23 protein-coding genes and 1 pseudogene are annotated in these 25,686 nt (G+C 71.7%); 23 read left to right on the top strand and 1 reads right to left on the bottom strand.

The window, feature by feature from the left end; all coding sequences use genetic code 11:
- The first annotated feature begins 13 nt into the window (after window positions 1-13).
- The 4 genes from AEQ27_RS05635 (at window position 14) to AEQ27_RS05620 (ending at window position 6,577) form a co-directional block, all read left to right on the top strand.
- A complete protein-coding gene (locus AEQ27_RS05635) occupies window positions 14-1,348 on the top strand; it encodes a DUF58 domain-containing protein (RefSeq protein ID WP_054145807.1) in 1,335 nt (444 codons plus the stop codon).
- Complete coding sequence (locus tag AEQ27_RS05630; RefSeq protein WP_054145775.1) at window positions 1,345-3,717, top strand: transglutaminase domain-containing protein; 2,373 nt, start codon at window positions 1,345-1,347, stop codon at window positions 3,715-3,717. The genes AEQ27_RS05635 and AEQ27_RS05630 overlap by 4 nt, the downstream gene beginning before the upstream one ends.
- Window positions 3,717-5,621 carry a zinc-ribbon domain-containing protein gene (locus AEQ27_RS05625; RefSeq protein ID WP_054145774.1) on the top strand — a complete coding sequence of 635 codons (1,905 nt, stop codon included), beginning with the start codon at window positions 3,717-3,719 and terminating at the stop codon, window positions 5,619-5,621. The genes AEQ27_RS05630 and AEQ27_RS05625 overlap by 1 nt, the downstream gene beginning before the upstream one ends.
- A gap of 95 nt (window positions 5,622-5,716) precedes the next feature.
- On the top strand, window positions 5,717-6,577 hold the full coding sequence (locus AEQ27_RS05620; RefSeq protein ID WP_054145773.1) for a hypothetical protein: 861 nt from the start codon (window positions 5,717-5,719) through the stop codon (window positions 6,575-6,577).
- Here AEQ27_RS05620 and AEQ27_RS05615 read toward each other — a convergent pair.
- Complete coding sequence (locus tag AEQ27_RS05615; protein ID WP_054145806.1) at window positions 6,574-7,590, bottom strand: asparaginase; 1,017 nt, start codon at window positions 7,588-7,590, stop codon at window positions 6,574-6,576. The two genes, AEQ27_RS05620 and AEQ27_RS05615, sit on opposite strands and share 4 nt — an antisense overlap.
- A gap of 69 nt (window positions 7,591-7,659) precedes the next feature.
- Here AEQ27_RS05615 and AEQ27_RS05610 point away from each other — a divergent pair, with 69 nt between their 5' ends.
- The 19 genes and pseudogenes from AEQ27_RS05610 to AEQ27_RS05525 all read left to right on the top strand — a co-directional run.
- Window positions 7,660-8,151 (top strand): OsmC family protein, encoded by a 492-nt coding sequence (locus tag AEQ27_RS05610; protein ID WP_054145772.1) that lies wholly within the window; start codon window positions 7,660-7,662, stop codon window positions 8,149-8,151.
- Between the two features lie 74 nt (window positions 8,152-8,225).
- Window positions 8,226-8,786: an FKBP-type peptidyl-prolyl cis-trans isomerase gene (locus AEQ27_RS05605; protein ID WP_054145771.1), complete on the top strand. Its 561-nt coding sequence runs from the start codon at window positions 8,226-8,228 to the stop codon at window positions 8,784-8,786.
- Window positions 8,787-8,822: 36 nt separating this feature from the next.
- Entirely contained in the window at window positions 8,823-9,836 is a 1,014-nt protein-coding gene (locus tag AEQ27_RS05600; protein WP_054145770.1) for an FKBP-type peptidyl-prolyl cis-trans isomerase, read from the top strand.
- An 86-nt stretch (window positions 9,837-9,922) separates the two neighbouring features.
- Window positions 9,923-10,999, top strand: coding sequence for a 1-deoxy-D-xylulose-5-phosphate reductoisomerase (gene dxr, locus AEQ27_RS05595; protein WP_054145769.1), 1,077 nt, complete (start codon window positions 9,923-9,925; stop codon window positions 10,997-10,999).
- 84 nt (window positions 11,000-11,083) lie between these two features.
- Entirely contained in the window at window positions 11,084-12,415 is a 1,332-nt protein-coding gene (locus tag AEQ27_RS05590; RefSeq protein WP_200908327.1) for an RIP metalloprotease, read from the top strand.
- Window positions 12,416-12,495: 80 nt separating this feature from the next.
- On the top strand, window positions 12,496-13,644 hold the full coding sequence (gene ispG / locus AEQ27_RS05585; RefSeq protein ID WP_171007237.1) for a flavodoxin-dependent (E)-4-hydroxy-3-methylbut-2-enyl-diphosphate synthase: 1,149 nt from the start codon (window positions 12,496-12,498) through the stop codon (window positions 13,642-13,644).
- Between the two features lie 231 nt (window positions 13,645-13,875).
- Window positions 13,876-14,799: a MetQ/NlpA family ABC transporter substrate-binding protein gene (locus AEQ27_RS05580; protein WP_054145768.1), complete on the top strand. Its 924-nt coding sequence runs from the start codon at window positions 13,876-13,878 to the stop codon at window positions 14,797-14,799.
- Between the two features lie 84 nt (window positions 14,800-14,883).
- Complete coding sequence (locus tag AEQ27_RS05575; RefSeq protein WP_054145767.1) at window positions 14,884-15,945, top strand: methionine ABC transporter ATP-binding protein; 1,062 nt, start codon at window positions 14,884-14,886, stop codon at window positions 15,943-15,945.
- 1 nt (window position 15,946) lies between these two features.
- Window positions 15,947-16,603, top strand: a pseudogene (locus AEQ27_RS18040) (methionine ABC transporter permease); the annotation flags it as partial.
- A gap of 108 nt (window positions 16,604-16,711) precedes the next feature.
- Window positions 16,712-17,692: a MoxR family ATPase gene (locus AEQ27_RS18035; protein ID WP_054145804.1), complete on the top strand. Its 981-nt coding sequence runs from the start codon at window positions 16,712-16,714 to the stop codon at window positions 17,690-17,692.
- A gap of 5 nt (window positions 17,693-17,697) precedes the next feature.
- A complete protein-coding gene (locus AEQ27_RS05565) occupies window positions 17,698-18,585 on the top strand; it encodes a DUF58 domain-containing protein (protein WP_054145766.1) in 888 nt (295 codons plus the stop codon).
- Window positions 18,572-19,054: a hypothetical protein gene (locus AEQ27_RS05560; RefSeq protein WP_054145765.1), complete on the top strand. Its 483-nt coding sequence runs from the start codon at window positions 18,572-18,574 to the stop codon at window positions 19,052-19,054. Before AEQ27_RS05565 ends, AEQ27_RS05560 begins: the two co-directional genes overlap by 14 nt.
- Window positions 19,045-20,043, top strand: a complete 999-nt coding sequence (locus AEQ27_RS05555) for a VWA domain-containing protein (protein ID WP_054145764.1) — start codon at window positions 19,045-19,047, stop codon at window positions 20,041-20,043. Before AEQ27_RS05560 ends, AEQ27_RS05555 begins: the two co-directional genes overlap by 10 nt.
- A complete protein-coding gene (locus tag AEQ27_RS05550) occupies window positions 20,040-21,146 on the top strand; it encodes a VWA domain-containing protein (RefSeq protein WP_054145763.1) in 1,107 nt (368 codons plus the stop codon). Before AEQ27_RS05555 ends, AEQ27_RS05550 begins: the two co-directional genes overlap by 4 nt.
- Window positions 21,143-21,979: a hypothetical protein gene (locus AEQ27_RS05545; protein ID WP_054145762.1), complete on the top strand. Its 837-nt coding sequence runs from the start codon at window positions 21,143-21,145 to the stop codon at window positions 21,977-21,979. Before AEQ27_RS05550 ends, AEQ27_RS05545 begins: the two co-directional genes overlap by 4 nt.
- Window positions 21,980-22,004: 25 nt before the next feature.
- The gene (locus AEQ27_RS05540; RefSeq protein WP_054145761.1) at window positions 22,005-23,765 is read left to right on the top strand and encodes a proline--tRNA ligase; all 1,761 of its coding nucleotides are present in this window, start codon (window positions 22,005-22,007) and stop codon (window positions 23,763-23,765) included.
- Window positions 23,766-23,929: 164 nt separating this feature from the next.
- A complete protein-coding gene (gene nusA, locus AEQ27_RS05535) occupies window positions 23,930-24,919 on the top strand; it encodes a transcription termination factor NusA (RefSeq protein ID WP_054145760.1) in 990 nt (329 codons plus the stop codon).
- A 92-nt stretch (window positions 24,920-25,011) separates the two neighbouring features.
- The gene (locus tag AEQ27_RS05530; protein WP_054145759.1) at window positions 25,012-25,314 is read left to right on the top strand and encodes a YlxR family protein; all 303 of its coding nucleotides are present in this window, start codon (window positions 25,012-25,014) and stop codon (window positions 25,312-25,314) included.
- 89 nt (window positions 25,315-25,403) lie between these two features.
- Window positions 25,404-25,686 (top strand): translation initiation factor IF-2 N-terminal domain-containing protein (locus AEQ27_RS05525; protein ID WP_152970188.1); only part of this gene is annotated, 283 nt, incomplete at its 3' end.

Below are 25,686 nucleotides of genomic sequence, written 5' to 3'. Positions count from 1 at the left end.
ACGCTTCGATTCCGTGTTCTCGACGGGAACACAGGGGCTGACGAACGCCCGCACCCGGATCGTCGGCGATCGCACCGGCATCGGAGCAGACCTCCTCGTCCTGCTGGTCAGGACGACCCGTGGGGCTCGCCGGGCCGTCCGCGGGGCCTTCACCAGCGCCTCCTCGGTCGTCACGCCCTTCGGGTGGTCGATGCTCGTCGCCGCACCGGTGGCGCTGCTCGTCGGCTACCTGCTCGGCTGGACCGAGTTCGTGGTGGTCGGTTTCGCCGCGATCGTCCTGCTGCTCGTCGCGGGGCTGGCGCTGATCGGTCGGAACTCCGTCCGCATCACCCTCGAGATCCCGCACGAACGGGTGGCCGTGGGCGCAGAGGCCGCCGGCACCGTGCGGGTGCGCAACGCGAGCGCCCGCCGGATCCTCGGCGTGTCCGTCGAGGTCCCCGTCGGCCCGGGGCTCGCCGAGATCGACCTGCCGAGCCTGCGATCGGGCGACGAGGTCACCGAGTCGTTCGATCTGCCCACCACGCGCCGAGGTGTCATCGCCGTGGGACCGGTCAGCACCGTCCGCGGCGATCCGGTCGGCCTGGCCCGACGTGAGATCGAGTGGACCGGCGTCACCGAGGTGTTCGTCCATCCCCGCACCATCGGCATCCCGAGCACGAGCACGGGTCTCATCCGCGACCTCGAGGGAAACCCGACGCGCGACCTCTCGCCCAGCGACATCTCGTTCCACGCCCTGCGTGAGTACCAACCCGGTGACGAACGACGGAACATCCACTGGAAGTCGACCGCCAAGACGGGCACCTACATGGTGCGGCAGTTCGAAGAGAGTCGTCGCAGCCACCTCGTCATCGCCCTGAGCCTGGCGGCCGGCGACTTCGCCAACGAGGACGAGTTCGAGCTCGCCGTCAGCGTCGCAGGCTCCCTCGGCGCCCGGGCGATCAGGGACGCCCGCGAGGTGAGCGTCGTCGTCGGCGAGACCACCGCCGAATTCGCCAAGCGCAAGAACCTCGAGATCCGCTCGCTGAGCACCCTGACGCGCAATCGTCTGCTCGACGAGCTCGCGGTCGTCGCCACGGCCGAGTCCGCCCTGGCCATCACCGACGTCTCGCGGGTCGCCGGCGACCAGGTCGTGGGGATCTCGGTGGCGTTCCTCGTCGTCGGGTCCACGACGACCGTCACCGAGATGCGCGCCGCGGCCATGCAGTTCCCCCTCGGGGTCGAAGCGGTCGCGATCGTGTGCGACCCCGAAACCGTCCCCGGCATGAGGCGCATCGCCGATCTCACCGTGCTGACCATCGGGTTCCTCGAGGACCTGCAGAAGTCCCTTGCCCGGACGGCGAGTGCATGAGCGCCGTCGACGAAGTCCGGACGCCCGCAGGGCCGGCGACACCTCCTCCCCGCGTCCGGTCACGCACCCGGCCGTCGCGACTGCGAGCGCCGTTCGTCACCTCCGTCGTCGCGTTGTTCGCCGCCTCACTCGGCACGGCGACCGCGACCTTCTGGCCGGTGTATGAGAGTGCCGCCTTCGTGGTGCTCGTCGTCGTCGCCTTCGCCGTCGGTGTGGCCATCGCGCTCGGCTCGGCCGTCCTCCGGCTGTCGAGCATCTGGGTGTTCGTCGCCACGGTCGTGGCGTACCTGCTGCTCGGCGTGCCGCTGGCCGTGCCGTCGCAGGCCCTCGTCGGCGTGCTGCCCACGGGCAGGGGCCTCCTGACGTTGGTCTCGGCGACGGCTCTCGGCTGGAAACAGCTCGTCACCATCGCCTTGCCGGTGGGCAGCTACGAAGCCCTGCTCGTGCCGGTCCTCGTGTTGGTCCTCGTCGGCACGGTCGTCGGTCTGTCCGTCGCGCTCCGCGGCCGACGCGGAGAACTCGCCGTCGTCGTCCCCGTCGTCGTCTGGATCGCGGCGATCGTGCTCGGTCCGGGCGAGGCCTGGTGGCCCCGCGCCACGGGAGTCGCCGTGCTCGTCACGGTGGTCGCCTGGGTGGTCTGGTGGCGCCTGCGTCGGCGTCGCGTCGCCCTCGACGCGCTCACCGCCCGTGACGCCGCGAGGTCGGCCGGGCACCGCCCGGTGGCGGTCCGGGCCGTCGTCGGCACGCTCGCCACGCTGGTCGTCGCCGCTACAGCCGGCACGGTCGCCGTCGCGGCGGTCCCGCCGGCCACCTCACGGACGGTGGCCCGCACGGTCGTCGAGCAACCGTTCGACCCCCGCGACCACGTCAGCCCCCTCAGCGGCTTCCGGGCCTACGAACAGGAGCCGACCGTCGACCAGACGCTCCTCACGGTCTCGGGCCTGCGCGACGGACAGCGACTGCGCGTCGCCACGCTCGACACCTACGACGGTGTCGTCTACAGCGTCGGCAGCGGCGAGGTCGACAGCGCCTCCGGGTTCTTCACGCGCGTGCCGTCCGACGTCGACCAATCCGAGGTCGACGGAGATGCGACCACTGTGGACGTCACCGTCGGTGCCTACGACGACCTCTGGCTGCCCACCGTCGGCCGACTCGAGTCCGTCTCGTTCGACGGAGCCACGGCGGACGCGCGGCGGGACGCGGTCTTCTACAACGACAACACCGGCACGGCGGCGGCCCTCGGCGGCCTCCGGCGGGGCGACTCGTACCGGCTGGACGCGGTCGAGCCCCGCCAGCCCGGCGACGACGAGCTCGACGAGCTCACGCCGGGGACGGCCACCGTGCCGACGCCGCGGGACGTGCCCGACGAGCTCTCCTCCTCGCTCGAGGAGGCCGGCGCGGGGGTCCAGGGGTCGGGGGCGCGCCTGCAGGCGGCGCTGAGTGCGCTGCGCGAGGACGGCTACGTGAGCCACGGGGTCACCGCCGACGAGCCCGTCAGTCGATCGGGGCACGGGGCGGACCGCATCGCCCAGCTCTTCACCGACCCCGTCATGATCGGCGACGCCGAGCAGTACGCGACGGCGGCCGCCCTGATGGCCGATCAGCTGGGGTTCCCCGCGAGGGTGGTCATGGGATTCGCGCCCGAGACCGACGGCGGCAGCGTCGAGGTCACCGGGTCGAGCGTGACCGCGTGGATCGAGGTCGACACCGCCCAGCACGGCTGGGTGGCCCTCGACCCGAACCCGGCCGAGCGACCGATCCCCGAGGACCAGGTGCAGGACCCCACCCAGATCTCCCGTCCGGAGTCCGTCGTCCAGCCTCCGCCCCAGGACCCTCAGGTGCGGGACGACCAGACTCCGCCGCAATCCGAGCAGGACGACCCCGAGACCCCTCCGGCCTGGTTGGCCGTCGTCCTGGCGATCGTCCGGATCGTCGGCTGGAGTGCCCTCGTCGCAGGCCTGCTCGCGGCCCCGTTCGTGACGGTCGTCGCCCTCAAGGCGCACAGGAGACGCCGCCGCCGGACGGCGACGAGTCCCTCCGCCCGCATCAGCGGCGGCTGGCACGAGTTCCAGGACGCCGTGGTCGACCACGGCATCCGCACCCCGCCGGCCGCGACGCGGAGCGAGGTCGCCGCCGTGGTCGGCGGTTCGCGTCCCGCGGTGCTGGCCCGGGTGGCCGACCGTGCGGTCTTCTCGCCGACCCCGCCCGCCGAGTCCGACGCCGACCGCGTCTGGACGGCCGTCGCCGAGATGCGGCGGGCCCTCGGGGTGGGGCTCACGAGGCGGCAGCGGTTCGCCGCGGCGGTCTCGCTCCGATCTTTGCGTGGTTACCATGGGCGCACCCCTCCCGAGCGACAGAGGAACGACTGATGTACTGCCCCACCTGTGCCAGCCCCCTGCCCGTCGGCGCGATGTTCTGCGGCGAGTGCGGTCGGGCGGTCTCGAGCGCAGACCTCGCGGCCGCCCGCCGTCGGGCCGATGCCGCCGCCGAGCACGTCGACGCCACCAGCGCGCCCGACCTGCCCGAGGCTCCCTCGCGTGTGGCGCCGCCCCCCCGCCGCGACGCTGCGGAGCCACCGTGGTGGGTGCGCGACCGTCAGACCGACACCGGCGCGGCCGAGGCCGGGTCGCCCGGCCCCGCCCACCCCCGGGCCGTGGTGCCCGCGTCGGCCCCCGAGCCCCCGGCGTGGCCCGTCGACGACCGACCGGTCGAGCGCAGGGCCGAGAGCCACCGTCGAGCACCCTCCGAGGAGGCGCGGGTGGAGTCCCCGAGTTCCCCTCGCCCCGACGGTCCCGCGATCCCCGATGGTCAGGTCGACGCCCCCGGAACGGTGGCCCCTGATGCGGTCGAACCGCCCACGCCGCTCCGATCGCCCGCCAAGCACCCCGACAACGGGCCACGCCCCACATCGGCCCCACTCTGGACCGCGTCGCTGACGCCCGTCGGCTCGGACGAGCCGTCTCTCGACGCAGCGTCAGTCGCCGAGCACCCGTCCTCCGAGGCCACCGACGTCCGCCCGGACGCCGAGGTCGGGAATGCCGAGGTCGAGTCGTCCGCCACCGACGAGGGCGCACGTCCGGTCGATGTCGACGACGGTCAGGTCGCCGGCGGCCGCGAGGTCGCCGTGTCATCCGGCGAGCCCGCTCCCGCATCCGTTGCCACCCCCGAGCCCGCTCCCGCATCCGTTGCCACCCCCGAGGTCGCCCCTGTCGACCAGGCCGCGGCTCCCGCGGCTCCCGTGGGCCACCCGCCTCTCGTGCGGCCGACGGCCGACGCGCCCCGGGACGGCGACACCGCCCCGGTCGCCCCGCTCGGCCGCGACTTCCGTCCGCCGATCCCGAGCGGGTCGCGTCCCGCTCCCGACGAGTCCGGTCGTTCCGCGCCCGTCCCGCTCGTCGAGCCCGCGCCGCTCGTCCCACCGGGTTCCGCCGTCGTGCCCGAACGGTGCACGCACTGTGGCGCTGCCATCGACGAGGACGACATCTTCTGCGGTGAATGCGGTGCGGTCGTGCAATCCGTCGCCCTGTCGTTCACGGGCCCGGTCGTCCCGCTCCCACCCGAATGGCGACCGGACGACGAGTCCGTCCACCGCCGGGGTCCCGCCACCGAGGACGGCGAGGCCGTCCGGTCGGGTGCCGACGATGCCGGCACCGACGGCGTCGCAACCGGCCAGGGCGATCCGGCATCCCACGGCGACGTCCCCGCACCGGGTGATGCCGACGACCAGCAGGAGGCGGCACCACGCCCGGCCCCCGAGCCGATCGACCACGTCCCGGGCTTCCGGGCCGAGCGACCGGCCGTGACGCCGAGGCCGACCGTCGCCGACGTCCCACCGGCCCCGACCTCGTCGTCGGCCCCGCCGTGGCGTCCTCGTCGTCCGCCCGTCGACCTGCCGGTGGACGACGACGACGTCGACGAGACGCGCATCGTCCGCCGTGGCGGCCTGGGGACCGAGTACGTCCTGCAGTTCAGCACGGGTGAGAGCATCACGGTCGACGGCACGGGTCTCGTCGGACGTGCACCGACGCCCCAGCCTGGTGAGCGCTTCGACCAGCTCGTGCGCATCGTCGATCCCGGGAAATCCGTGTCGAAGACGCATCTCGAATTCGGTCAGGAGGCCGGAGCCCTGTGGGTCAGCGACCGGTGGTCCGGCAACGGCACGGTCGTCCGCCCTCGTGACCTCCCGCCCCGTCGTGCCGATCCGGGCGTCCGCGTCCGGGTGACGCGTGGCACCCGCGTCGAGATCGGCGAGCAGTTCTTCGTCGTCGTCTGACCGACGACTCGTCCACACGTGGCAGGGTCGACGGGTCCCCCCCGACCCCGCCCGACCGGCCCCGACCACGCTAGCCCGTCCGCTCCACTGGAGGCATGGAGTCCTCCCCCCCCGTGACGTCCCCGGCCGTCGCATCCCGCGTGCGGCTGCCGTCGGCACCGGTCCGACCCCGTCCGACGGCCGCGCCGGTCGCGGCGATCTCGACGGGCGCCGTCGTCTCGGGATGCGGTGCTCTCATCCCCTGGACCGGCCCGCCGGCCGTCCTCGTGTCCTCGTTCGCGACGGCTCTCGCGGTCCTCGTCGGCTGGGCCGTCGACCGTGTCGTCGGGGCGACCCTCACGGCCCGTCGCGAACGATCACGATTCCTGGAGTCCCTCGACGAGGTCGACGAGGTCGTCACGCGCCTCCGGGCGGCACGGTCGCGTGAACTGGCCGAGTGGTACCCGACGGCCGATCGGCTCGGTGCGTCCGACGCCGCACGTCGTCCGACCCGGGTGCTGGTGCTCGGGGTGGGTCGCGCCTCCAGCGGGCTCGTGCTCGAGGGGCGTCCCGAGGACGACCTCGAGCCGGGCGACCCGGCTGTGGCACAACTGGCACGCCTCCGGGCCGAGGCGGCCACCCTCGACGAGGCGCCGCTCTGCGTGCCCCTCTCGTCGACCGTCCGGGTCGTCGGACCGCCCGTCGTGGCCGAGGCCGTGGCATCGGGCCTCCGCCGTCAGCTGCGGGCGGCAGGGGCGTCGGCGGCCCAGGCGGCCGAGGCCGTCGACTGCGTGCTCGTCGGTGCGGTGCCCTCGGTGGGGGCCCCGCCCTCGGCCGAGCCGCCCCCGGTCGACACGGTCGTCGTGATCGGTCCGGACGGCGAGGCCACGGTCCCCCTCAAGGACGGCCGGCCGTGTCGGCAGAGCCGGCGGGTCGCGTTCGTGGCGGTGCCCGACGGCGCCGCGCGATGCTTCTAGCGGTGGAGCCCGCCCCCGAGAGGGATGCGGCCGGCGAGCCCTTCCCCGCCGGTGACCTTCTCGAGCGTGCGCTCGATCACGCGATCGGCGGCGGCCGCGTCGACAGCCCCCTCGTCGACCAGGAGGCGCAGCGCGACCAGGGTGCCGGCCCTCACGTTCCCGTCGAGCACCTTCACGGCCACCGCGACGCCGTCGGTCGTGCCCATCACCATGACGCCCTCGGCGCCCAGCTTGGCCAGCACGCCCAGCTCGTCGATCGTCACCGTGTTGGCGCGACCGGGGCCGTCGATCGCCCAGGCGTCGCCGAGGACGGCCTCGACGAGGTGCGCCGCGTGCTCGTCGCGTCCCGTGCCGGTCGGGCGGACCGACCCGGTGATGCGGGCGATCGCCCGGGCGAGGCCGACCACGGTGGTCGCGATCACCGGGGCGCCGCAGCCGTCGACACCGGCGTGGTCGACGGTCTCGCCGGTGAACTCGGCGACCGTCTCGCGGACGGCGGCCTGCAGGGGGTGGTCGGTGGCGACGTAGGTCGACGGGTCCCAGCCGTTCTCGGCGCAGGCGAGCAGGAACGAGGCGTGCTTGCCCGAGCAGTTCATCGCGAGGCGGCGCTTCGCGGACACCTCGCGCGCGCTGGCCCGGTCGCCGGGCCAGTCCGGGGGGCAGAGGAGGTCGTCCTCGGTGCTGCCCGAACGGCCGAGCAGTGCCTCGACCACGTCGAGGTGGGCCCGCGTGCCGGCGTGGCTCGCCGTCGCCAGCACGGCCTGCGGACCGTCGAGCGAGACTCCGGACCGCAGCATCGTCAGCGCTTGCAGCGGTTTGAGGCACGAGCGCGGGTAGATGGTCGCGTCGGCGTCCCCGACCCGACGCAGTTCGTGCCCGTCGGCATCCACGACGACGCCCGCACCGAGGTGACGGCTCTCGTCCCAGCCCGATCGTTCGAGCACGGCCAGCTCGACGCTGCCCGAGGCGGTCAGGGGGTGACGGGAGGGCACGGAGGGGCGGGGGTCGGTCATGATGGGGAGTGTACCGAGGCCCACCACGCGACCACGTCGCACCGACGAGGGGCCCGAGAGGGAGGCAGCATGCTCGACCACGACTACGCCGTCGACGTCCGGTGGACGGGCGACCGGGGCGAGGGCACCACCTCGTACCGTTCCTACGGCCGGGACAACACGATCGTCGCCACCGGCAAGCAGCACGACATCCTGGCGTCGGCCGATCGCACGTTCCACGGCGACGCCGACCGGTGGAATCCCGAGGAGCTGCTGCTCGCCGCACTGGCACAGTGCCACCTCCTCAGCTACCTGCACGTCGCCGCCACCGCGGGCGTGGTCGTGGTCGCCTACGAGGACGCCGCCGTGGGGCGCATGACCCAGACGCAGGACGGCGGCGGTCGCTTCACGTCGGTGACCCTGCGGCCCCGGGTGACCGTCGCCGACGACGACATGGTCGAGCGCGCCCTCGAGCTGCACGCCGAGGCGAGCCGCAAGTGCTTCATCGCGGCGTCCGTCGCCTTCCCCGTCGGTCACGAGCCGACCGTGGTGGCGGCGTCCAGAGAAGCCGACCGGGCGTGAGGCAGAATGGCACGGCACCTCCGCCGCGCCGAGTCCCACGGCGCGAGCCCTGTCCCTCCGACCGAGAGATCCCCATGCGCCGCTCCCTCGCCCTCCTGGCCGTCCCCGCCCTCCTCCTGTCGTTGGCGGCCTGTGCCGGCGACGCCGGTGGGTCGTCCGACACCGCGACGCCGACCAGCTCGGCGTCGGCGACCTCCGACGCCCCGCTGCGGGCCTCGGGTGAGCCCCAGGCTCCGCAGGCCGGCTTCCCGACCGTCGAGCTCGACGCCGACGGCCGTCCGACGGTGACCGTCCCCGATGCGGACGCCCCGACCGAGCTCGGGGTAGAGACCCTGATCAAGGGCGACGGCGCCACGGTCCAGGCCGGTGACACCGTCACGGTCCAGTACCAGGGCGTCATCTGGAACACCGGCGAGATCTTCGACGAGAGCTGGTCCCGCGGCGCGCCGGCCACCTTCTCGACCGACCAGGTCATCACCGGTTTCGCGGACGGCATGGTCGGACAGACCGTGGGGTCGCAGACCGTCGTCGTCATCCCGCCTGCCGACGGCTACGGCGAGTCCGGGCAGCCCCAGGCCGGCATCTCGGGCACCGACACGCTCGTCTTCGTCATCGACATCCTCGCCGTCTCCTAGCCGGCCGTCGCCGTCGACCTCCGAGACGACTCCTCGATGACCCGCACCGCGCCTCCTCGTCCGTCCACCCGTGTCCGTCGAGGACGGCTCGTCGCCCTGGCGGCCGTCCCGCTCGTCGCTCTCGCCCTGAGCGGTTGCACGGGTGGTTCCGACCAGCCGGCGCCCACGGCGAGTGGTGCGTCCGGCGACTGCAAGGCGCCCGAGTCGGGGTCGTTGTCCGACGGCGTCGACGTCACGGGCGAGGTCGAGGCCGCGCCCGAGGTCAGCTTCGACACCCCGCTCGACGTCACGTCGACCCAACGCACGACCCTGGTCGAGGGCAGCGGCGAGGTCGCCGCTCAGGGCGCGGTGGCCAACGTCCGCATCGCGGTCTACGACGCGACCACCGGGGCCGAGGTCACGTCGGCCGGTTTCGACGAGGGCCAGCAGCCCACGCAGCTCACGGTGAGCACCGACTACTACGTGCCGGGCATCGTCGACGCGATCGCCTGCGTGCCCTCGGGCAGCCGAACGGTGACCGTCGCCTCGGCGGCCGACATGACGACGGCGACCGCGGGGGAGCAGGCCGCCACGCCCACGCCCGTGGTCATCGTCGCCGACGTCGTCTCCATCGTGCCGACCAGGGCGACGGGTGAGGCCCAGCCTCCGGCGGACGGCTTCCCGGCGGTCGAGCTCGCCGACGACGGTCAGCCGACCGTGACCATCCCGCCCGGCACCGACCCGCCGTCCGACCTGCGGATCGAGGTCCTCAGGAAGGGCGACGGTCCCATCGTCCCCGACCCCGCGAACGTCACCGTCCAGTACCAGGGCGTCAACTGGACCACCGGCGAGGTCTTCGACCAGAGCTGGGGCAAGGGCACGCCGACGCCGTTCTCGACCGACCAGGTCGTGCCCGGGTTCGCCGAGGCCATGATCGGTCAGACGGTCGGCTCGCAGGTCGTGGTGATCATCCCGCCCGCCGAGGGCTACGGCGAGGCCGGTCAGCCCTCGGCCGGCATCGGCGGCACCGACACGCTCGTCTTCGTGATCGACATCCTCGCCGTCGCCTAGCCGTGGGTCTCCGGCCACGGGTCCCCCCGCCACCGGCCCCCCGTCGCGGCGAACGGCCCCGCCGGTGCTCGCCCTAGGCTGACCCCATGCGTCGCATCACGATCCTCGGCTCCACCGGTTCGATCGGGGTCCAGGCCCTCGACGTCGTCCGGGCCCACCCCGACCTCTTCGAGGTTGTCGGCCTCTCCGCCGGCTCCGACCGCCAGGGCGTGGCCGCCCAGGCGGCCGAGTTCGGCGTCGAGCACACGGCCCTCGGCACCGACGAATCGGTGCAGCTCGTCCGCGACGTCCAGGCCGACGTCGTCCTGAACGGCATCACGGGCTCGGTCGGCCTCGCGCCGACCCTCGCCGCCCTCGACTCGGGTGCCTCGCTCGCCCTGGCGAACAAGGAGAGCCTGATCGTCGGTGGCGACCTCGTGACGCAGCGGGCCGCCCCCGGTCAGATCGTGCCGGTCGACTCCGAGCACTCGGCGATCGCGCAGGCCCTTCGGTCGGGCACCGACCGCGAGGTGCGGCGGCTGGTCCTGACGGCGTCGGGCGGGCCGTTCCGCGGTCGCACGCGGGACTCGCTGGCCGACGTCACCCCCCGCGAGGCGCTCGCGCACCCCACCTGGGACATGGGCCTGGTCGTCACGACGAACTCGTCGACCCTGGTCAACAAGGGGCTCGAGGTGATCGAGGCGCACCTGCTGTTCGACGTCGACTACGACCACATCGACGTCACGGTGCACCCTCAGTCGATCGTCCACTCGATGGTCGAGTTCGTCGACGGCTCGACCATCGCCCAGGCCTCGCCCCCCGACATGCGCCTGCCGATCTCGCTCGGACTCGCCTGGCCGGACCGCGTCGACGGGGTGGGCGTCCCGCTCGACTGGACCCGCGCCTCCACCTGGACCTTCGAGCCGCTCGACGAGCAGGCCTTCCCGGCCGTCCGGCTCGCCAAGCAGGTCGGGCGGGCCGGGGGCACCTACCCGGCCGTCTTCAACGCGGCCAACGAGCAGGCCGTCCTGGCGTTCCACGCGGGACGCGTCGGGTACCTCGACATCCTCGACGTCGTCGAGGCCGTCGTCGACCGGCACACCGCGGGCGAGAGCAGCCTCGAGGGCGTGCTCGACGCCGAACGCTGGGCACGGGCCGAGGCGGACGCGCTGCTCGCCCGCTGAGCCCGCCGCCCCAGTTCGGGGCCCCCAGCGTCGTCATGGCATCGGCGCGGTGGACGTCCGGCCACGGGCGGCTACCCTTGCCCGGTGCAGACGATCCTCCTCTTCGTGCTCGGCGTCCTGGTCATGGTCGTCGGGTTGGCCGTGTCGATCGCCCTGCACGAGGTGGGCCACCTCGTGCCGGCGAAGAAGTTCGGCGTGAAGGTCGGCCAGTACATGATCGGCTTCGGGCCGACCGTCTTCTCGCGCAAGAAGGGCGAGACCGAGTACGGCGTCAAGGCGCTGCCCCTCGGCGGCTACATCTCGATGTCGGGCATGTTCCCTCCGGGCAAGACCGGGGGAGGCGCGCGCCAGTCGAGCACCGGTTTCTTCAACACCCTCGTGCAGGACGCCCGGACCGCCAGCGCCGAGACCGTCGACGAGGGCGACGAGTCGCGCACCTTCTACCGCCTGCCCGTGTACAAGCGCGTCGTCATCATGCTCGGCGGGCCCTTCATGAACCTGCTCATCGCGATCGTGCTGTTCGCCGTGCTGCTCTGCGGCTTCGGCGTCCAGCAGGCGAGCACGACCGTCGGCAGCGTCAGCACCTGCGTCCTGCCCGCCGGGTCGACCGAGACGAGTTGCCCGTCCGACGCACCCGAGGCCCCCGCCTACGCCGCGGGCATGCTGAACGGCGACCGGATCGTGTCGATCGACGGCACGACCGTCACCGACGGCGACCAGATCACGAGCATCCTGCAGCGTTCGCCCGGTGACACCCTCGACGTCGTCGTCGACCGCGACGGCACCGAGCGCACGCTGCAGGTGACGCCGGCGCTGTCCGAACGCTACGTGACCACGTCGAGCGGGGCCGTGGCGACGAACCCCGACGGCGGCTCGCAGACGCAAGAGGTCGGCTTCGTCGGCATCGGCTTCGCCTACGAGAAGGTGCGCGAGCCCGTGACGGCCGTGCTGCCGGCCGTCGGCGACAACATCGCACACGTCGTCGACGTCATCGTCACGCTGCCGCAGCGTCTCGTCGGGGTGGCCCAGGCCGCCTTCGGCGGGGCCGAGCGCGACCCGAACGGCCCCGTCAGCGTCGTCGGCGTCGGGCGCATGGCGGGCGAGATCGCGAGCCTCGACACCATCCCGGTGGTCGACCGCATCAGCACCCTCGTCGGTCTGCTCGCGAGCCTCAACGTCGCGCTGTTCGTGTTCAACCTGGTGCCGCTGATGCCGCTCGACGGCGGCCACGTGGCCGGCGCCCTGATCGAGGCGATCCGCCGCGGCTTCGCCAAGCTCTTCCGCCGTCCCGATCCGGGCCCCGTCGACACGGCCAAGGCCATCCCCGTGACCTTCGCCATCGTGATCCTGCTCGGGGGCATGACCGTCCTGCTGACCTACGCCGACATCGTGAACCCGATCGACATCTTCGGCTGACGACCCGTGGCGAGCGTCGCGTGACGGGCCGGTCACCCGCCCGTCACGCGGCGTCCAGCGCCGAGGTTTACGATGACACCGTGCCAGCAGTCAATCTCGGAATGCCGAAGGTCCCCGAAGTCCTCGCCCCGCGCCGCAAGACGCGGCAGATCAAGGTCGGCAAGGTGCTCGTGGGTGGCGACGCCCCCGTCAGCGTGCAGTCGATGACCACGACTCCGACCCCCAACATCAACGCCACCCTGCAGCAGATCGCCGAGCTCACGGCCAGCGGCTGCGACATCGTGCGCGTCGCCGTGCCGAGCCGTGACGACGCCGAGGCCCTTCCGATCATCGCGAAGAAGAGCCAGATCCCGGTCATCGCCGACATCCACTTCCAGCCCAACTACGTCTACCAGGCGATCGACGCCGGTTGTGCGGCCGTCCGCGTCAACCCCGGCAACATCCGCAAGTTCGACGACCAGGTCGGCAAGATCGCCGCTGCGGCGAAGGCGGCCGGCGTCTCGATCCGCATCGGCGTCAACGCCGGCTCGCTCGAGCCCAGCATCCTGCAGAAGTACGGCAAGGCCACCCCCGAGGCGCTCGTCGAGTCCGCCGTGTGGGAGGCCTCGCTGTTCGAAGAGCACGACTTCCACGACTTCAAGATCTCGGTCAAGCACAACGACCCGATCGTCATGGTCAAGGCCTACCGCCAGCTCGCCGAGCGCGGCGACTGGCCCCTGCACCTCGGCGTCACCGAGGCCGGTCCCGAGTTCCAGGGCACGATCAAGTCGGCCACGGCGTTCGGCATCCTGCTGAGTGAGGGCATCGGCGACACCATCCGCGTCAGCCTCAGTGCCCCGCCCGCCCAAGAGGTCAAGGTCGGTCTGCAGATCCTGCAGTCGCTCAACCTGCGCGAGCGCAAGCTCGAGATCGTCAGCTGCCCCAGCTGCGGTCGTGCCCAGGTCGACGTCTACAAGCTCGCCAACGACGTCACCGACGGGCTCGAGGGCATGACCGTGCCCCTGCGCGTCGCCGTCATGGGCTGCGTCGTCAACGGCCCGGGCGAGGCCCGCGAGGCCGACCTCGGCGTCGCGTCCGGCAACGGCAAGGGCCAGATCTTCGTCAAGGGAGAGGTCATCAAGACCGTGCCCGAGTCCGAGATCGTCCAGACGCTCATCGACGAGGCCAACCGCCTCGCCGCCGAGATGCCCCCCGGCGAGCTGGGCTCGCCCGAGGTCGTCACCGTCTGACCCGGTACGCCCCGGGGGCGACGCGACCCCCTGCAGGAGGCGCGGTGCGAGTGTTCTCGCACCGCGCCTCCTGCCTGTGGTCGCGTCCGTGCCCGGGGTCGCCCCGGCCGTGTGTCGTCGTGTGACGCCCCGATGTGACGCGCCCCGGGGCGTCGGCCAGCATGGACGACGCACCGCGACAGCCTCGGCCCACCCCCGAGCGGTGCTCCCGCAGCGCCCCGAGAGGAACCCATGACCAGCAGCGCCCCCCTGATCGACGCCCCCAAGAAGGGCCCCGGTCGCCTGATCGCCATCATCGTCGCGGTCGTCGCCGTGCTCGCCGCCGCCGGCATCGCGAGCGGACTCACCCGTGGCGGTGGCGACGACGAGACCGTCCGCATCGGCGTCGTCGGCGCGAGCGACCCCTACTGGGCCGACTTCGTCCAGGCCGCGGCCGACGAGGGCATCACGGTCGACCTCGTGGACTACTCGGACTACGAGCAGCCGAACCCGGCCCTCGCCGACGGCGAGATCGACCTGAACCAGTTCCAGCACATCGTCTACCTCGCGCAGTACGACGTGGCCTCGGGCAACGACATCGTGCCGATCGGTTCGACGGCGATCTACCCCCTGCCGCTGTACTCGTCGAAGTACACCGAGCTGAGCGACTTCCAGCAGGGCGACACCATCGCGATCCCAGACGACTCGAGCAACCTGGCCCGCGCCCTGCTCGTGCTGCAGTCGAACGGCCTGGTCTCGCTGAAGGACGGCGGGACGATCTTCTCGGGCGTCAACGACGTCGACGAGTCGAAGTCGAAGGTCAAGGTCGCCACGGTGAGCGCCGACCTCGCCGCCACGTCGCTGCCCGACTACGCCGGCGCGATCATCAACAACGACTTCGCGACGAAGGCCGGCCTGTCGACCGACGACGTCATCGCCCAGGACGACCCCAACGACCCCTCGTCGGTGCCGTACGCCAACGTCTTCGCCGCCCGTGCGGAGGACAAGGACAACGCCACCTACCAGAAGCTCGTGCAGATCTACCAGGACACCAAGGCCGTCACCGACGGCGTCGTCGACAACTCGGGCGGCACGGCGATCATCACGAAGATCCCCGTGAGCGACCTCGAGAAATCGCTGACCGAGACCGAGAAGCTCGTCGAACAGAACGGCTGACCCCACCAGGTCGCCACCCCCGGCCCGGACCGCGCGCAGGCACCCGCCCGCGGTCCGGGCCTCCGCCCGTGCCGAGGAGAACGCGTGCCCGCCATCACCCTGACCGACGTCGTCAAGACGTACCCGCCCCGCGAGAAGGGCGCCGCACCGCTGACCGCGGTCGACGGCGTCAGCCTCGAGATCGCCGAGGGCGAGATCTTCGGCATCATCGGCTACTCGGGAGCGGGGAAGAGCACCCTGGTGCGCCTCGTCAACGCCCTCGAGCCCACGACGAGCGGGAGCATCCGCGTCGACGGTCGCGAGATCACGGGCCTGCGTGAGCGCGACCTGCGCGGGGTCCGGGCCGGCATCGGCATGATCTTCCAGCAGTTCAACCTCTTCTCGTCGAAGACGGTCTGGGGCAACGTCGAGTTCCCGCTCAAGGCGGCGGGCGTGCCCAAGGCCGAGCACCAGCGGCGCATCAGCGACCTGCTCCACTTCGTCGGCCTCGGCGACAAGGCCCACGCGCGGCCGGACCAGCTCTCGGGTGGACAGAAGCAGCGCGTCGGCATCGCCCGGGCGCTCGCGACGAACCCCCGCATCCTGCTGGCCGACGAGGCGACGAGCGCGCTCGACCCCGAGACGACGAGCGAGGTGCTCGCGCTGCTCAAGCGCGTCAACGCCGAGCTCGGCATCACCATCGTCGTGATCACCCACGAGATGGACGTCATCAAGTCGATCGCCGACCGGGTGGCCGTGATGGACTCCGGCCGTGTCGTCGAGACCGGCCCCACCTTCGAGGTGTTCTCCGACCCGCAGCAGGCGTCGACCAAACGGTTCGTCTCGACCGTCATCGCGGGCACGCCCCACGGCGACGAGCTCGAGGCGTTGCGAGGCCGGCACGACGGCACCCTGGTGTCGGTGCGCATCGCCGAGGGCGGCGTCGACCAGCGAGACGTCTTCGCCCTGCTCGCCCGTCACGGCCTCTCGTTCGAGATCGTCTTCGGTGGCGTGAACGACATCCAGGGGCGCACCTTCGGCACCCTGACCCTCGCCGTGACCGGCGACGACGAGGCCGTCCGCGCGGCCGTCGCCGAGCTGGGCGACAACGCGACCGAACTGCCCGCCTCGCCGACGACCTCGGCCGCACCCACGGAAGGACGCTGACATGGACTCCCTGATCGAGCTGCAGCCGATGCTGTGGCAGGCGGCCGTCGAGACCGTCTACATCGTCGCCCTGACGCTGCTCTTCGGTGGCATCGGCGGGCCCGTGCTCGGCCTGGCGCCCTCCCCGCCGCGGGCCGGGGCGCTGTTCGCGAACCGCGTCGTCTCCGGTGTGCTGAACGTGGTCGTGAACGTGTTCCGACCGATCCCGTTCATCATCTTCCTGGCCGCGGCCCAGCCGTTGGCGAGGTTCGTCATCGGTTCGGGCAGCGGCAACCCGGCCATCATCTTCACCCTGTCGCTCGCCGCATCGTTCGCGATCTCGCGCATCGTCGAGCAGAACCTGCTCACCGTGCAGCCGGGCGTCATCGAGGCGGCCCGAGCCGCGGGGGCGGGCCCGGCCCGCATCATCGGTACGGTTCTGCTGCCCGAGGCGCTCGGACCGCTCGTCCTCGGGTACACGTTCATCTTCGTCGCGCTGGTCGACATGTCGGCGGTGGCCGGGTACATCGGCGGGGGGGGGCTCGGCAACTTCCCCCCGCTCTACGGCTACCGGCAGTTCGACCCGGTCGTGCCCTGGGCCGCGGTGCTGCTGATCATCGTCCCGGTGCAGCTCGTCCAGTTCCTCGGCAACGGGCTGGCGGGGCGCGCGCTGCGTCGAGGAGGCCCGGGGCCGTGGGCCCCGGGGCTGTCGGGGGACTGGTTTACAGGGGGGCGCGCGCCCGCCGCCGCCACTGCCGGCCAGACCCCGCCGCCGGCCTCGGCCCCCGTGACGCCCGCCGAGCTCGAGCGGGCCCGGCAGATCGTCGGGGCGGTGTCGCAGGCGTTCTCTCGCAAGGTCGTGGGTCAGACGGCCCTCCGTGACACCCTGCTCGTCGCTCTGATCACCGGCGGGCACGGCCTGCTCGAGAGCGTCCCGGGGCTGGCCAAGACGACCCCCGCCCAGACCATCGCCCAGTCGATCGACGCCAGCTTCCGGCGCATCCAGTGCACGCCCGACCTGTTGCCGAGCGACATCACGGGCACCCAGATCTACGACGCCCAGAAGTCGACGTTCGTCACCCAGCTCGGGCCGGTCCACTCGAACTTCGTCCTGCTCGACGAGATCAACCGGTCGAGCGCCAAGACCCAGAGCGCCATGCTCGAGGCGATGCAAGAGCGGCAGACCACCATCGGCGGCACGGTCTACCGGCTGCCGTCGCCTTTCCTCGTCCTGGCCACGCAGAACCCGATCGAGCAAGAGGGCACCTACCAGCTGCCCGAGGCGCAGCTCGACCGCTTCCTGTTGAAAGAGATCCTCGACTACCCGACGCCGGCCGAAGAGGCCGAGATCATCCGGCGCATCGAGAGCGGCGTCTACGACGAGGCCGCCGCGCCGTCCACGGGCGTCGGCCTGGCCGACGTCGTCTACCTGCAAGACTTGGCCAAGCGCGTCTACGTCGACGCGTCGATCGTCAACTACATCGTGCAGCTCATCTACGTCACGCGGCACCCGCAGCAGTACATCCCGGCCACCCTCGCCGACTACGTCGAGTTCGGGGCCAGCCCCCGGGCCAGCATCGCTTTCATGCAGGCGGCCCGTGCCCTGGCCCTGCTGCACGGTCGCGACTACGTCATCCCCGAAGACGTCAAGCACCTGCGGCACTCCGTGCTGCGACACCGCATGATCCTGAACTACGAGGCGACCGCCGACGAGGTCGCGCCCGAGACGATCATCGACGCCGTGTTCGGCGCCGTCCAGACCCCCTGACGCCGGTGGCCAGCCTGCTGTTGCGCGTGCGGACGAAGATGGGACTCTTCGCCCATCGCCGCACCATCGACCTGCTCGAGGGCGGCTACGCCTCGGTGCACCACGGGCGCAGCCACGACTTCGACGACCTCCGGGCCTACGTCCCGGGCGACGAGGTGAAAGACATCGACTGGAAGGCCACGGCCCGTCACGGCGAGCCGCTGGTCAAGCGGTACATCGCCAGCCGACGGCAGAACCTCGTCCTGGTGATGGACACCGGTCGCAACATGGCGGCGACGGCCACGAGCGGCGAGTCCAAGAAAGACATCGCGCTGATGGCGGCGGGCGCCCTCGCCTACATCGCCGCGAAGCACGGCGATGTCGTTTCCCTGGTGGCGGGCGACTCGTCCGGTACTCGCGCACACCCGGCCGGCGCGACCGAGGCCCACCTCGAGACCCTCCTGCGGCAGGTCGACCGACGGGTCGACCTCGACGCCCCGACCAGCGACCTCGCCTCGGTCCTCGAGTGGGTCGCCCGCGGCATCCGACGCCGCTCGATGCTGCTGGTGGTCACCGACGACGTCGCGATCGACGAGCGCATCACCCGCTTGCTCCGCCGTCTGCGCGCCCAGCACGAGGTCGTCTGGCTGACGATCGGCGACGCCGACCTGATGACCCGTGCGGGCCACGCGGGCGAGGTCTTCGACGTGCGAGAGATGTCCGGGCTGCCGGCCTACCTCCGCGAGAACGCGCAGCTCCGGCGCGAGTTCGACGAGTCGTCCCTCCGCCGCACGGGCGACACCGAGCGCGAACTCCTGGCCCTCGGCATCAGCAGCCAGCGACTCGGCAGCCAGGCCGAGGTCGTGCCGGGCCTGTTCGCCCTGATCGAGAAGCACCGCCGTGTCGGGCGCTGACGACTTCTTCGGGCCCTACCAGTACCCGCTCTGGGTGCTCTGGCTCGTTCTGGGCCTGGTCGGGCTGGCCCTCGTGGTCGCCTGGTACGTCTTCGTGTTCCGTTTCTCGGCACGCCGACTTCCCCCGGCGCGGCGAGCGGCCCAGGCGGCGTCCCGACCGGCTGCCCTCGCCGACACCAAGGCGAAGTACCTCGCCCTCATCGACGAGGTCGAGACGGCCGCGATCTCGGGGCGGCTCAACGACCGCGGGGTGCATTCCCGGCTCAGCCTGCTGTTGCGGTTCTTCGCGCACGAGACGAACGGCGTCGACACGCACGTGATGACCCTCGCCGACCTGCGCGAGTCGAACCTGCCCCGGCTCGTCGGCGCGGTCGAGCAGTACTACCCGCCGGCCTTCCGACTCGAAGAGCCCGGCGACACCACCCGTGCCGTCGCCACCGCGAGAGACCTGGTGTCGTCATGGGGCTGATCTTCTGGTGGTTGCCGCTGGTCGCACTGGCGGTCGTGGCGGTGGCGGCGTGGCTCTACGTGCGGTGGAGGCGCCGAGACAGGGCGCGCCTCCGTCGTCTCGGCGTCCCGGTCGCTCACGGCGAGCGACTGACCGCGCTGCCCGCCTACCAGCGCGTCGTCCGGCGCTACCGTGCCGCGCTCGCGGTCGTGCTCGTCGCCATGGTGGCGCTGACCGGCCTCAGCGTCCTGCTCGCGGCCCGCGTCTCGAGCACCGACGTCGTCGAACCCCAGTCGTACAAGCGCGACATCATGCTCTGCCTCGACGTGTCGGGCTCCATGACCGAGGTCGACTCCCAGATCGTCGACACGTTCTCGACCCTCTCGCAGGGGCTCGACGGCGAACGCGTCGGGCTGTACCTCTTCGACAGCTCGGCCGTGCAGGCGTTCCCGCTCACCGACGACTACGACTTCGTCCGGACGCAACTCGAGCAGTACCGCGACTCGTTCGACACGATGGGCGAGAACGGGACCCGTTACTGGACGGGCACCGACCTCGGTGACGGTGCCTCGTTGATCGGTGACGGCCTGGCCTCGTGCGTGCTCGGCTTCGGCGACGACGACAGCACGCGACCCAAGTCGGTGGTGCTGGCCACCGACAACTACGTCAACGGCAAGGCCCTGCTCACGCTCACCGAGGCAGCCGACCTGGCGACCGAGCGCGACGTCCGCGTGTACGCCGTGAACCCCGCCGACCACGCAACGGACGCCGTGGCCGACCAGGTCGCCGCCGAACTGCGCACCGCGGCCGAGTCGACCGACGGTGGCTACTACGCCCTCGACGATTCGACGACCGTGCCGCAGATCGTCGACGAGATCGACGCCCGCGAGGCGGGGCTGTTCACGGGGGCCCGACGGCTCGTGGTGACCGACCATCCGCAGGCTCTGGCGATCGCCGCCTTGCTCGTCGCGATGGGCGGGCTCGTGATGCTCTGGCGGGTGCGGCTGTGATCGCCCGCGCGCTGGTCTTCCAGCCCGTGCTGCCCTGGTGGCTCCTCGGCGTGGCCGCCGTCGCCCTGCTCGGGTTCACCGGCTGGCGCGTCGTGGCCGAGCGGGGCCGACGACGGGCCCTGCTCACCTGGGTACGGCGTCTCGTGATCGTCGCCCTGCTCCTCGTCGTCGCCGTGCGGCCGAGCCTCCCCGGCGGGTCGGCCCAGGCGTCGGTCGCCCAGCTCAACGTCTTCTTCGTGGTCGACACGACCTCGAGCATTGCGGCCGAGGACTGGGGCGACGGCCAGCGTCGTCTCGACGGGGTGCGGGCAGACATCGCCGAGATGACCTCGCAGCTGGCGGGCGCCCGGTTCTCGCTGCTGTCCTTCGACAGCACCGCCGTCTTGCGGACGCCGCTGACCGACGACGCCTCCGCCGTGGTCGCCGCTGCGGACGCCATGAACCAAGAGGTCACCTACTACTCGAGCGGCAGTTCCGTCAGCGAGGCGAACGACCTGCTGGCCGAGCGGTTGACCGAGGCTCGGCAGAGCGCCCCCGAGCGGGCCAACGTCGTCTACTACCTCGGTGACGGCGAGCAGACCAGCGGCACCGAGCCCGAGAGCTTCGCGGCCTCGGCGGGCGACGTCGACGGCGGGGCCGTCTTCGGCCACGGCACCGAGCAGGGGGGCAAGATGCGCGTCTTCGACGGCTACGGCGACGAGTACTCGACCATGGAGTACATCCAGGACCGCACGCAGCCCGGCGATCCCGACGCCGTCTCGACGATCGACGAGGACGTCCTCCGGCGCATCGCCGATCAGCTCGGCGTGCCGTACGTGCACCGCACGGCCGACACGTCCGTCGATGCCGCCGTCGCGGACGCCCGGGACGGGGCCGTCACCTCGGACGAGGGGCGGGCCGACAGCCTGATCGACCTCTACTGGATCGCCGCGATCCCGGCGTTCCTCCTGCTCTTGATGGACGTCGCCCTCGTGGCCAGGGCCCTGGGCGAGGTCCGCCCGACCCGGACCCTGCGCGACGAGCGTGGGCCGGGCCGTGGGCGTGGCCGTGCCGCGACGTCGGCCGTCGACGACACCCGACCCTGGAGGGGAGCACGCCCGTGACCGACACCCTCGTCCCGCCGCCCGTCGACGAGATCCGCCGCGCCCACGAGGCCGAGGCCGGTCCCACCGTCGAGCAGTACCGCAAGCGCCTCCGGCGTCGGCTGCTGCTCTGGTCGGCCCCGGTCGTCCTCGTGGTGCTGCTCGTCGCGCTCAAGCTGCTCAGCCTGCCCACGTTCGCCGCCCTGACGCAGTGGTCGTACGGTGATGAGCAGTTCGAACGCAGCGTCTCCCTCTCGGAGCCGCTCGGCGTCGCCAACGTGGTCGAGCCGTGGGTGCACCACTTCGACCGGGGCACCGCCTACGCGCAGATCGGCGTTCTCGACGTGGCACGGCAAGAGTTCGTCACGGCGCTCGACCTCGCCCCCGAGGACGCGACGATCTCGTGTGTGATCCGGGTCAACCTGGTGCTCACGATCGAGGCGCAGGGCGACGCCGCCCTGCTCGAACTGCGCTACGCCGACGCCGAGGCGTTGTACGAACTCGGGCAGAAGACCGTCGACGAAGCGCCCGAGGGTTGCTTCCAGCCGCCGGAGGACCCCCGGCAACCCGACACCTCGGAGCCGCTCGACGACGCTCAGCAGCGCCTCGACGAAAAGGGGCAGCAGGCCCAGGGGGGCCAGGGCGACGAGCAGCAGCCCGGAGGCGACGACGGCAGCGATCCCGGTGCCGGGGGAGACGCGCCGGGCGAGGGCGAGGGGCAGGCCAAGTCCGACGACCCCCTCGACCAGCTGCAGCAGAAGGGCGAGCAGAGCCAGCAGGAGCAGCAACAAGACACCGACCGCGACCGCTACTACGAGCAGAACCCGGGCGACTACGACGGCAAGCCGTGGTGACCCGGGGCGGCCCTAAGCTGGACGGGTGTCCACACGTCTCTCCCAGCTCTTCGTCCGCACCCTCCGAGAAGACCCCTCCGACGCCGAGGTGACCAGCCACCGGCTGCTCGTCCGAGCCGGGTACATCCGGCGTCAGGCGCCGGGCGTCTTCGCCTGGCTGCCGCTCGGCCTGCGCGTCAAGGCCAGGATCGAGGCGGTCATCCGCGACGAGATGCAGGCCGCCGGTGCCCAAGAGGTGCACTTCCCCGCCCTGCTGCCCCGTGAGCCCTACGAGGCCACCGGGCGCTGGACCGAGTACGGCGACGGCATGTTCCGGCTGAAGGACCGCAAGGACGCCGACTACCTGCTGGCCCCCACTCACGAAGAGGCCTTCACCTTGTTGGTGAAAGACCTCTACTCGTCGTACAAAGACCTGCCCCTGACGCTGTTCCAGATCCAGGACAAGTACCGCGACGAGGCGCGGCCCCGGGCCGGCCTGCTGCGTGGCCGCGAGTTCACGATGAAAGACGCCTACTCGTTCGACGCGTCCGACGCCGGGCTCGACGAGAGCTACCAGAAGCAGCGCGACGCCTACGAGCGCATCTTCACCCGTCTCGGCCTCGAGTACGTCATCGTCAAGGCCGACGCCGGGGCCATGGGTGGCTCGCGCAGCGAGGAGTTCCTGCCCCCGACCGTCATCGGCGAGGCCCCCTTCGTCCGATCGGCCGGCGGTTACCCCGCGAACGTCGAGGCCTTCACGCCGATCGCCCCCGACACGGCCCCGCTCGAGGGCCTCGCCCCCGCCCGCCGCCTGGCCCCCGCCGACACGCCGACCATCGACTCGCTCGTGGCCCAGCTCAACGCCGACGAGGCTCGGGACTCCGGCCCCTGGACGGCCGCCGACACGCTGAAGAACGTCGTCGTCGCGCTCAGTCACCTCGACGGAAGCCGTGAGCTCGTCGTCGTCGGCCTGCCCGGCGACCGCGAGGTCGACATGAAGCGGCTCGAGGTCGCATTCGCCCCGGCCGAGGTCGAGGCCGCCGGCGACGCCGACTTCGTGAAGAACCCCGTCCTGGTCCGCGGTTACCTCGGCCCCCAGGTGCTCGGCGGCGAGTCCGACTCGGGCATCCGGTACTTCGTCGACCCCCGCGTGGTCGAGGGTTCGGCCTGGGTCACCGGGGCGAACGAGAAGGGCGTGCACGTCGCCGACCTGGTCATGGGTCGCGACTTCACCGCGGACGGCACCATCGAGGCCGCACAGGTCCGCGAGGGCGACCCCGCACCCGACGGCTCCGGTCCGATCGAGACCGCCCGCGGCATGGAGATCGGCCACGTCTTCCAGCTCGGTCGCAAGTACGCCGAGGCGCTCGGCCTCAAGGTGCTCGACGAGAACGGCAAGCAGGTCACGGTCACGATGGGGTCGTACGGCATCGGCGTCACCCGCATCCTCGCGGTGATCGCCGAGGCGAACAACGACGCCAAGGGCCTGATCTGGCCCGCGAACGTCGCCCCCTTCGACGTGCACGTCGTGGCCACGGGCAAGGACCCCGTGGTCTACGAGGTCGCCGAGAAGCTCACCGCCGAGCGCGAGGCCCACCGCCTCGCCGTCCTCTCCGACGACCGTCCCAAGGTCTCGCCCGGCGTCAAGTTCGGCGACGCCGAACTTCTCGGCGTGCCGCAGATCGTCGTCGTCGGCCGCTCGGCCGGCGAGGGCGTCGTCGAGCTCTGGGACCGCCGCACGGGCGAGCGCACCCCGGTCCCCGTGGCCGAGGCCGTCGCGACCCTGACGGCTCCGCGGGCGTCCTGAGCGCCGGCACCGCGCCTCCTCGTCCCGGTCGGGACGACCCCGAGGAGGCGCGGTGCCGACCCCGGCGAACGGTCCGCCGGGCACCGCGCTCTCGGGTACCGTAGAGCCATGCTGTGCGCGCCATCGTGCGTGCAGCCTGCAGATCTGAATAGTGGAGGCCCTCAGTGGACATCGACCTGAGCGTGCTGCGTCTCATGGAGCGCGAGCGTGAAATCCCCTTCGACGAACTCGTGCGCATCATCGAGCAGGCCATCCTGACGGCCTACCTCAAGCACACGAACCAGCCCGAGAGTCGCATCCCGGCTGCTCGCGTCGAACTCGACCGCAAGACCGGGCACGTCTCGGTCTTCGCCATCGAACGCGACGACGAGGGCGAGGTCGTCGGCGAGTCCGTCGACAGCCCCAGCGACTTCGGCCGCATCGCCGCCTTCGCCGCCAAGCAGGTCATCAACCAGCGCCTGCGCGACATCGGCGACGACAAGGTGCTCGGCCAGTTCAAGGGCCGTGAGGGCGACATCGTCGCGGGCGTGATCCAGCAGGGGCCCAACCCCCGCATGATCCACGTCGACCTCGGCACGGTCGAGGCGATCCTGCCGCCCGAAGAGCAGGTGCCGGGTGAGAAGTACACCCACGGCTCGCGCATCCGCGTGTACGTCACGGGCGTCAGCAAGGGCACGAAGGGGCCGCAGATCACGGTCTCGCGCACCCACCCGTCGCTCGTGCGCAAACTCTTCGCCCTCGAGGTGCCCGAGATCGCCAGCGGTGTCGTCGAGATCGTCTCGCTGGCCCGCGAGGCCGGTCACCGCACCAAGATGGCCGTCCGCGCGACCGAGCCCGGCGTCAACGCCAAGGGTGCCTGCATCGGCGAGATGGGGCAGCGCGTCCGTGCGGTCACCACCGAACTCAACGACGAGAAGATCGACATCGTCGACTACTCGAGCGACCTGCCCACCTTCGTCGCCAGCGCGCTGTCGCCGGCCAAGGTCTCGTCGGCCTTCGTGATCGACGCGTCCACCAAGGCCGTCCGGGCCCTCGTGCCCGACTACCAGCTGTCGCTCGCGATCGGCAAAGAGGGGCAGAACGCCCGCCTCGCCGCGAAGCTCACGGGCGCGCGGATCGACATCCAGCCGGACAGCATCCTCGAAGACGACTGATCGCTCCGACACGGCCGCGACACGACGAGGGCGACCGGCGCACCACGCCGTTCGCCTTCGGCGTCTCCCGTCCGGCGACCCGAGGGGGTAGGGTGGAACCCGTTAGAACGTGCATCGGTACTCGAGCGCGCGCTCCGCGATCCGTACTCGTGCGGGTCGTCGCCCGAAACGGACGTCTCGTGGTCGATCCGACCGCGACCCTTCCCGGGCGGGGTGCGTGGTTGACGCCGTCGATCGACGCGTTCGAGTCGGCAGTGAAGCGCAGGGCTTTCCGTCGTGCACTCCGCCTCGACTCCGAACCCGACGTCGACGACCTCCGCGCCCACCTCACGCGGATCACCACGTCACGACCCATCGCCACGACAGAACAGGCTGAACGGCACATGGACAACTGATGAGCAACCACCAATGAGCGGCTCGAAATGAGACCCGTCCAGAACTGAGGGCTCCTCCCGTCTCGGGAAGGGCCCGAGACAGGAGAACTGTGGCTAAACCACGCGTACACGAGATCGCCAGCGAGCTGGGGATCGACAGCAAGACCGCACTAGAGAAGCTCAAAGAGATGGGCGAGTTCGTCAAGGGACCGTCGTCCAGCGTCGAGCCTCCCGTCGCCCGCAAGCTCCGCCAGGCCTTCGCCGGCGCCGCGAAGCCCGCGACCCCCGCTGCCAAGGCCCCCTCGGCCGGCGCTGCCACGCAGCCCGCGAGCTCGGCACCCAAGCCCGTCGGCCCCCGCCCGGCAGCCGGTACGAGCGGGCACGCAGCGTCAC

The organism is Frigoribacterium sp. RIT-PI-h, from assembly GCF_001297205.1.
GTDB lineage: Bacteria > Actinomycetota > Actinomycetes > Actinomycetales > Microbacteriaceae > Frigoribacterium.
This window is presented reverse-complemented; position numbering and strand designations above follow the sequence as displayed.

What these genes read in the sequence shown, in the direction of transcription:
- AEQ27_RS05630 (WP_054145775.1), top strand. Translation starts at nt 1,345, where the DNA reads ATGAGCGCCGTCGACGAAGTCCGGACGCCCGCAGGGCCGGCGACACCT.
- AEQ27_RS05625 (WP_054145774.1), top strand. Translation starts at nt 3,717, where the DNA reads ATGTACTGCCCCACCTGTGCCAGCCCCCTGCCCGTCGGCGCGATGTTC.
- AEQ27_RS05620 (WP_054145773.1), top strand. Translation starts at nt 5,717, where the DNA reads ATGGAGTCCTCCCCCCCCGTGACGTCCCCGGCCGTCGCATCCCGCGTG.
- AEQ27_RS05615 (WP_054145806.1), bottom strand. Translation starts at nt 7,590, where the DNA reads ATGACCGACCCCCGCCCCTCCGTGCCCTCCCGTCACCCCCTGACCGCC.
- AEQ27_RS05610 (WP_054145772.1), top strand. Translation starts at nt 7,660, where the DNA reads ATGCTCGACCACGACTACGCCGTCGACGTCCGGTGGACGGGCGACCGG.
- AEQ27_RS05605 (WP_054145771.1), top strand. Translation starts at nt 8,226, where the DNA reads ATGCGCCGCTCCCTCGCCCTCCTGGCCGTCCCCGCCCTCCTCCTGTCG.
- AEQ27_RS05600 (WP_054145770.1), top strand. Translation starts at nt 8,823, where the DNA reads ATGACCCGCACCGCGCCTCCTCGTCCGTCCACCCGTGTCCGTCGAGGA.
- dxr (WP_054145769.1), top strand. Translation starts at nt 9,923, where the DNA reads ATGCGTCGCATCACGATCCTCGGCTCCACCGGTTCGATCGGGGTCCAG.
- AEQ27_RS05580 (WP_054145768.1), top strand. Translation starts at nt 13,876, where the DNA reads ATGACCAGCAGCGCCCCCCTGATCGACGCCCCCAAGAAGGGCCCCGGT.
- AEQ27_RS05555 (WP_054145764.1), top strand. Translation starts at nt 19,045, where the DNA reads ATGGGGCTGATCTTCTGGTGGTTGCCGCTGGTCGCACTGGCGGTCGTG.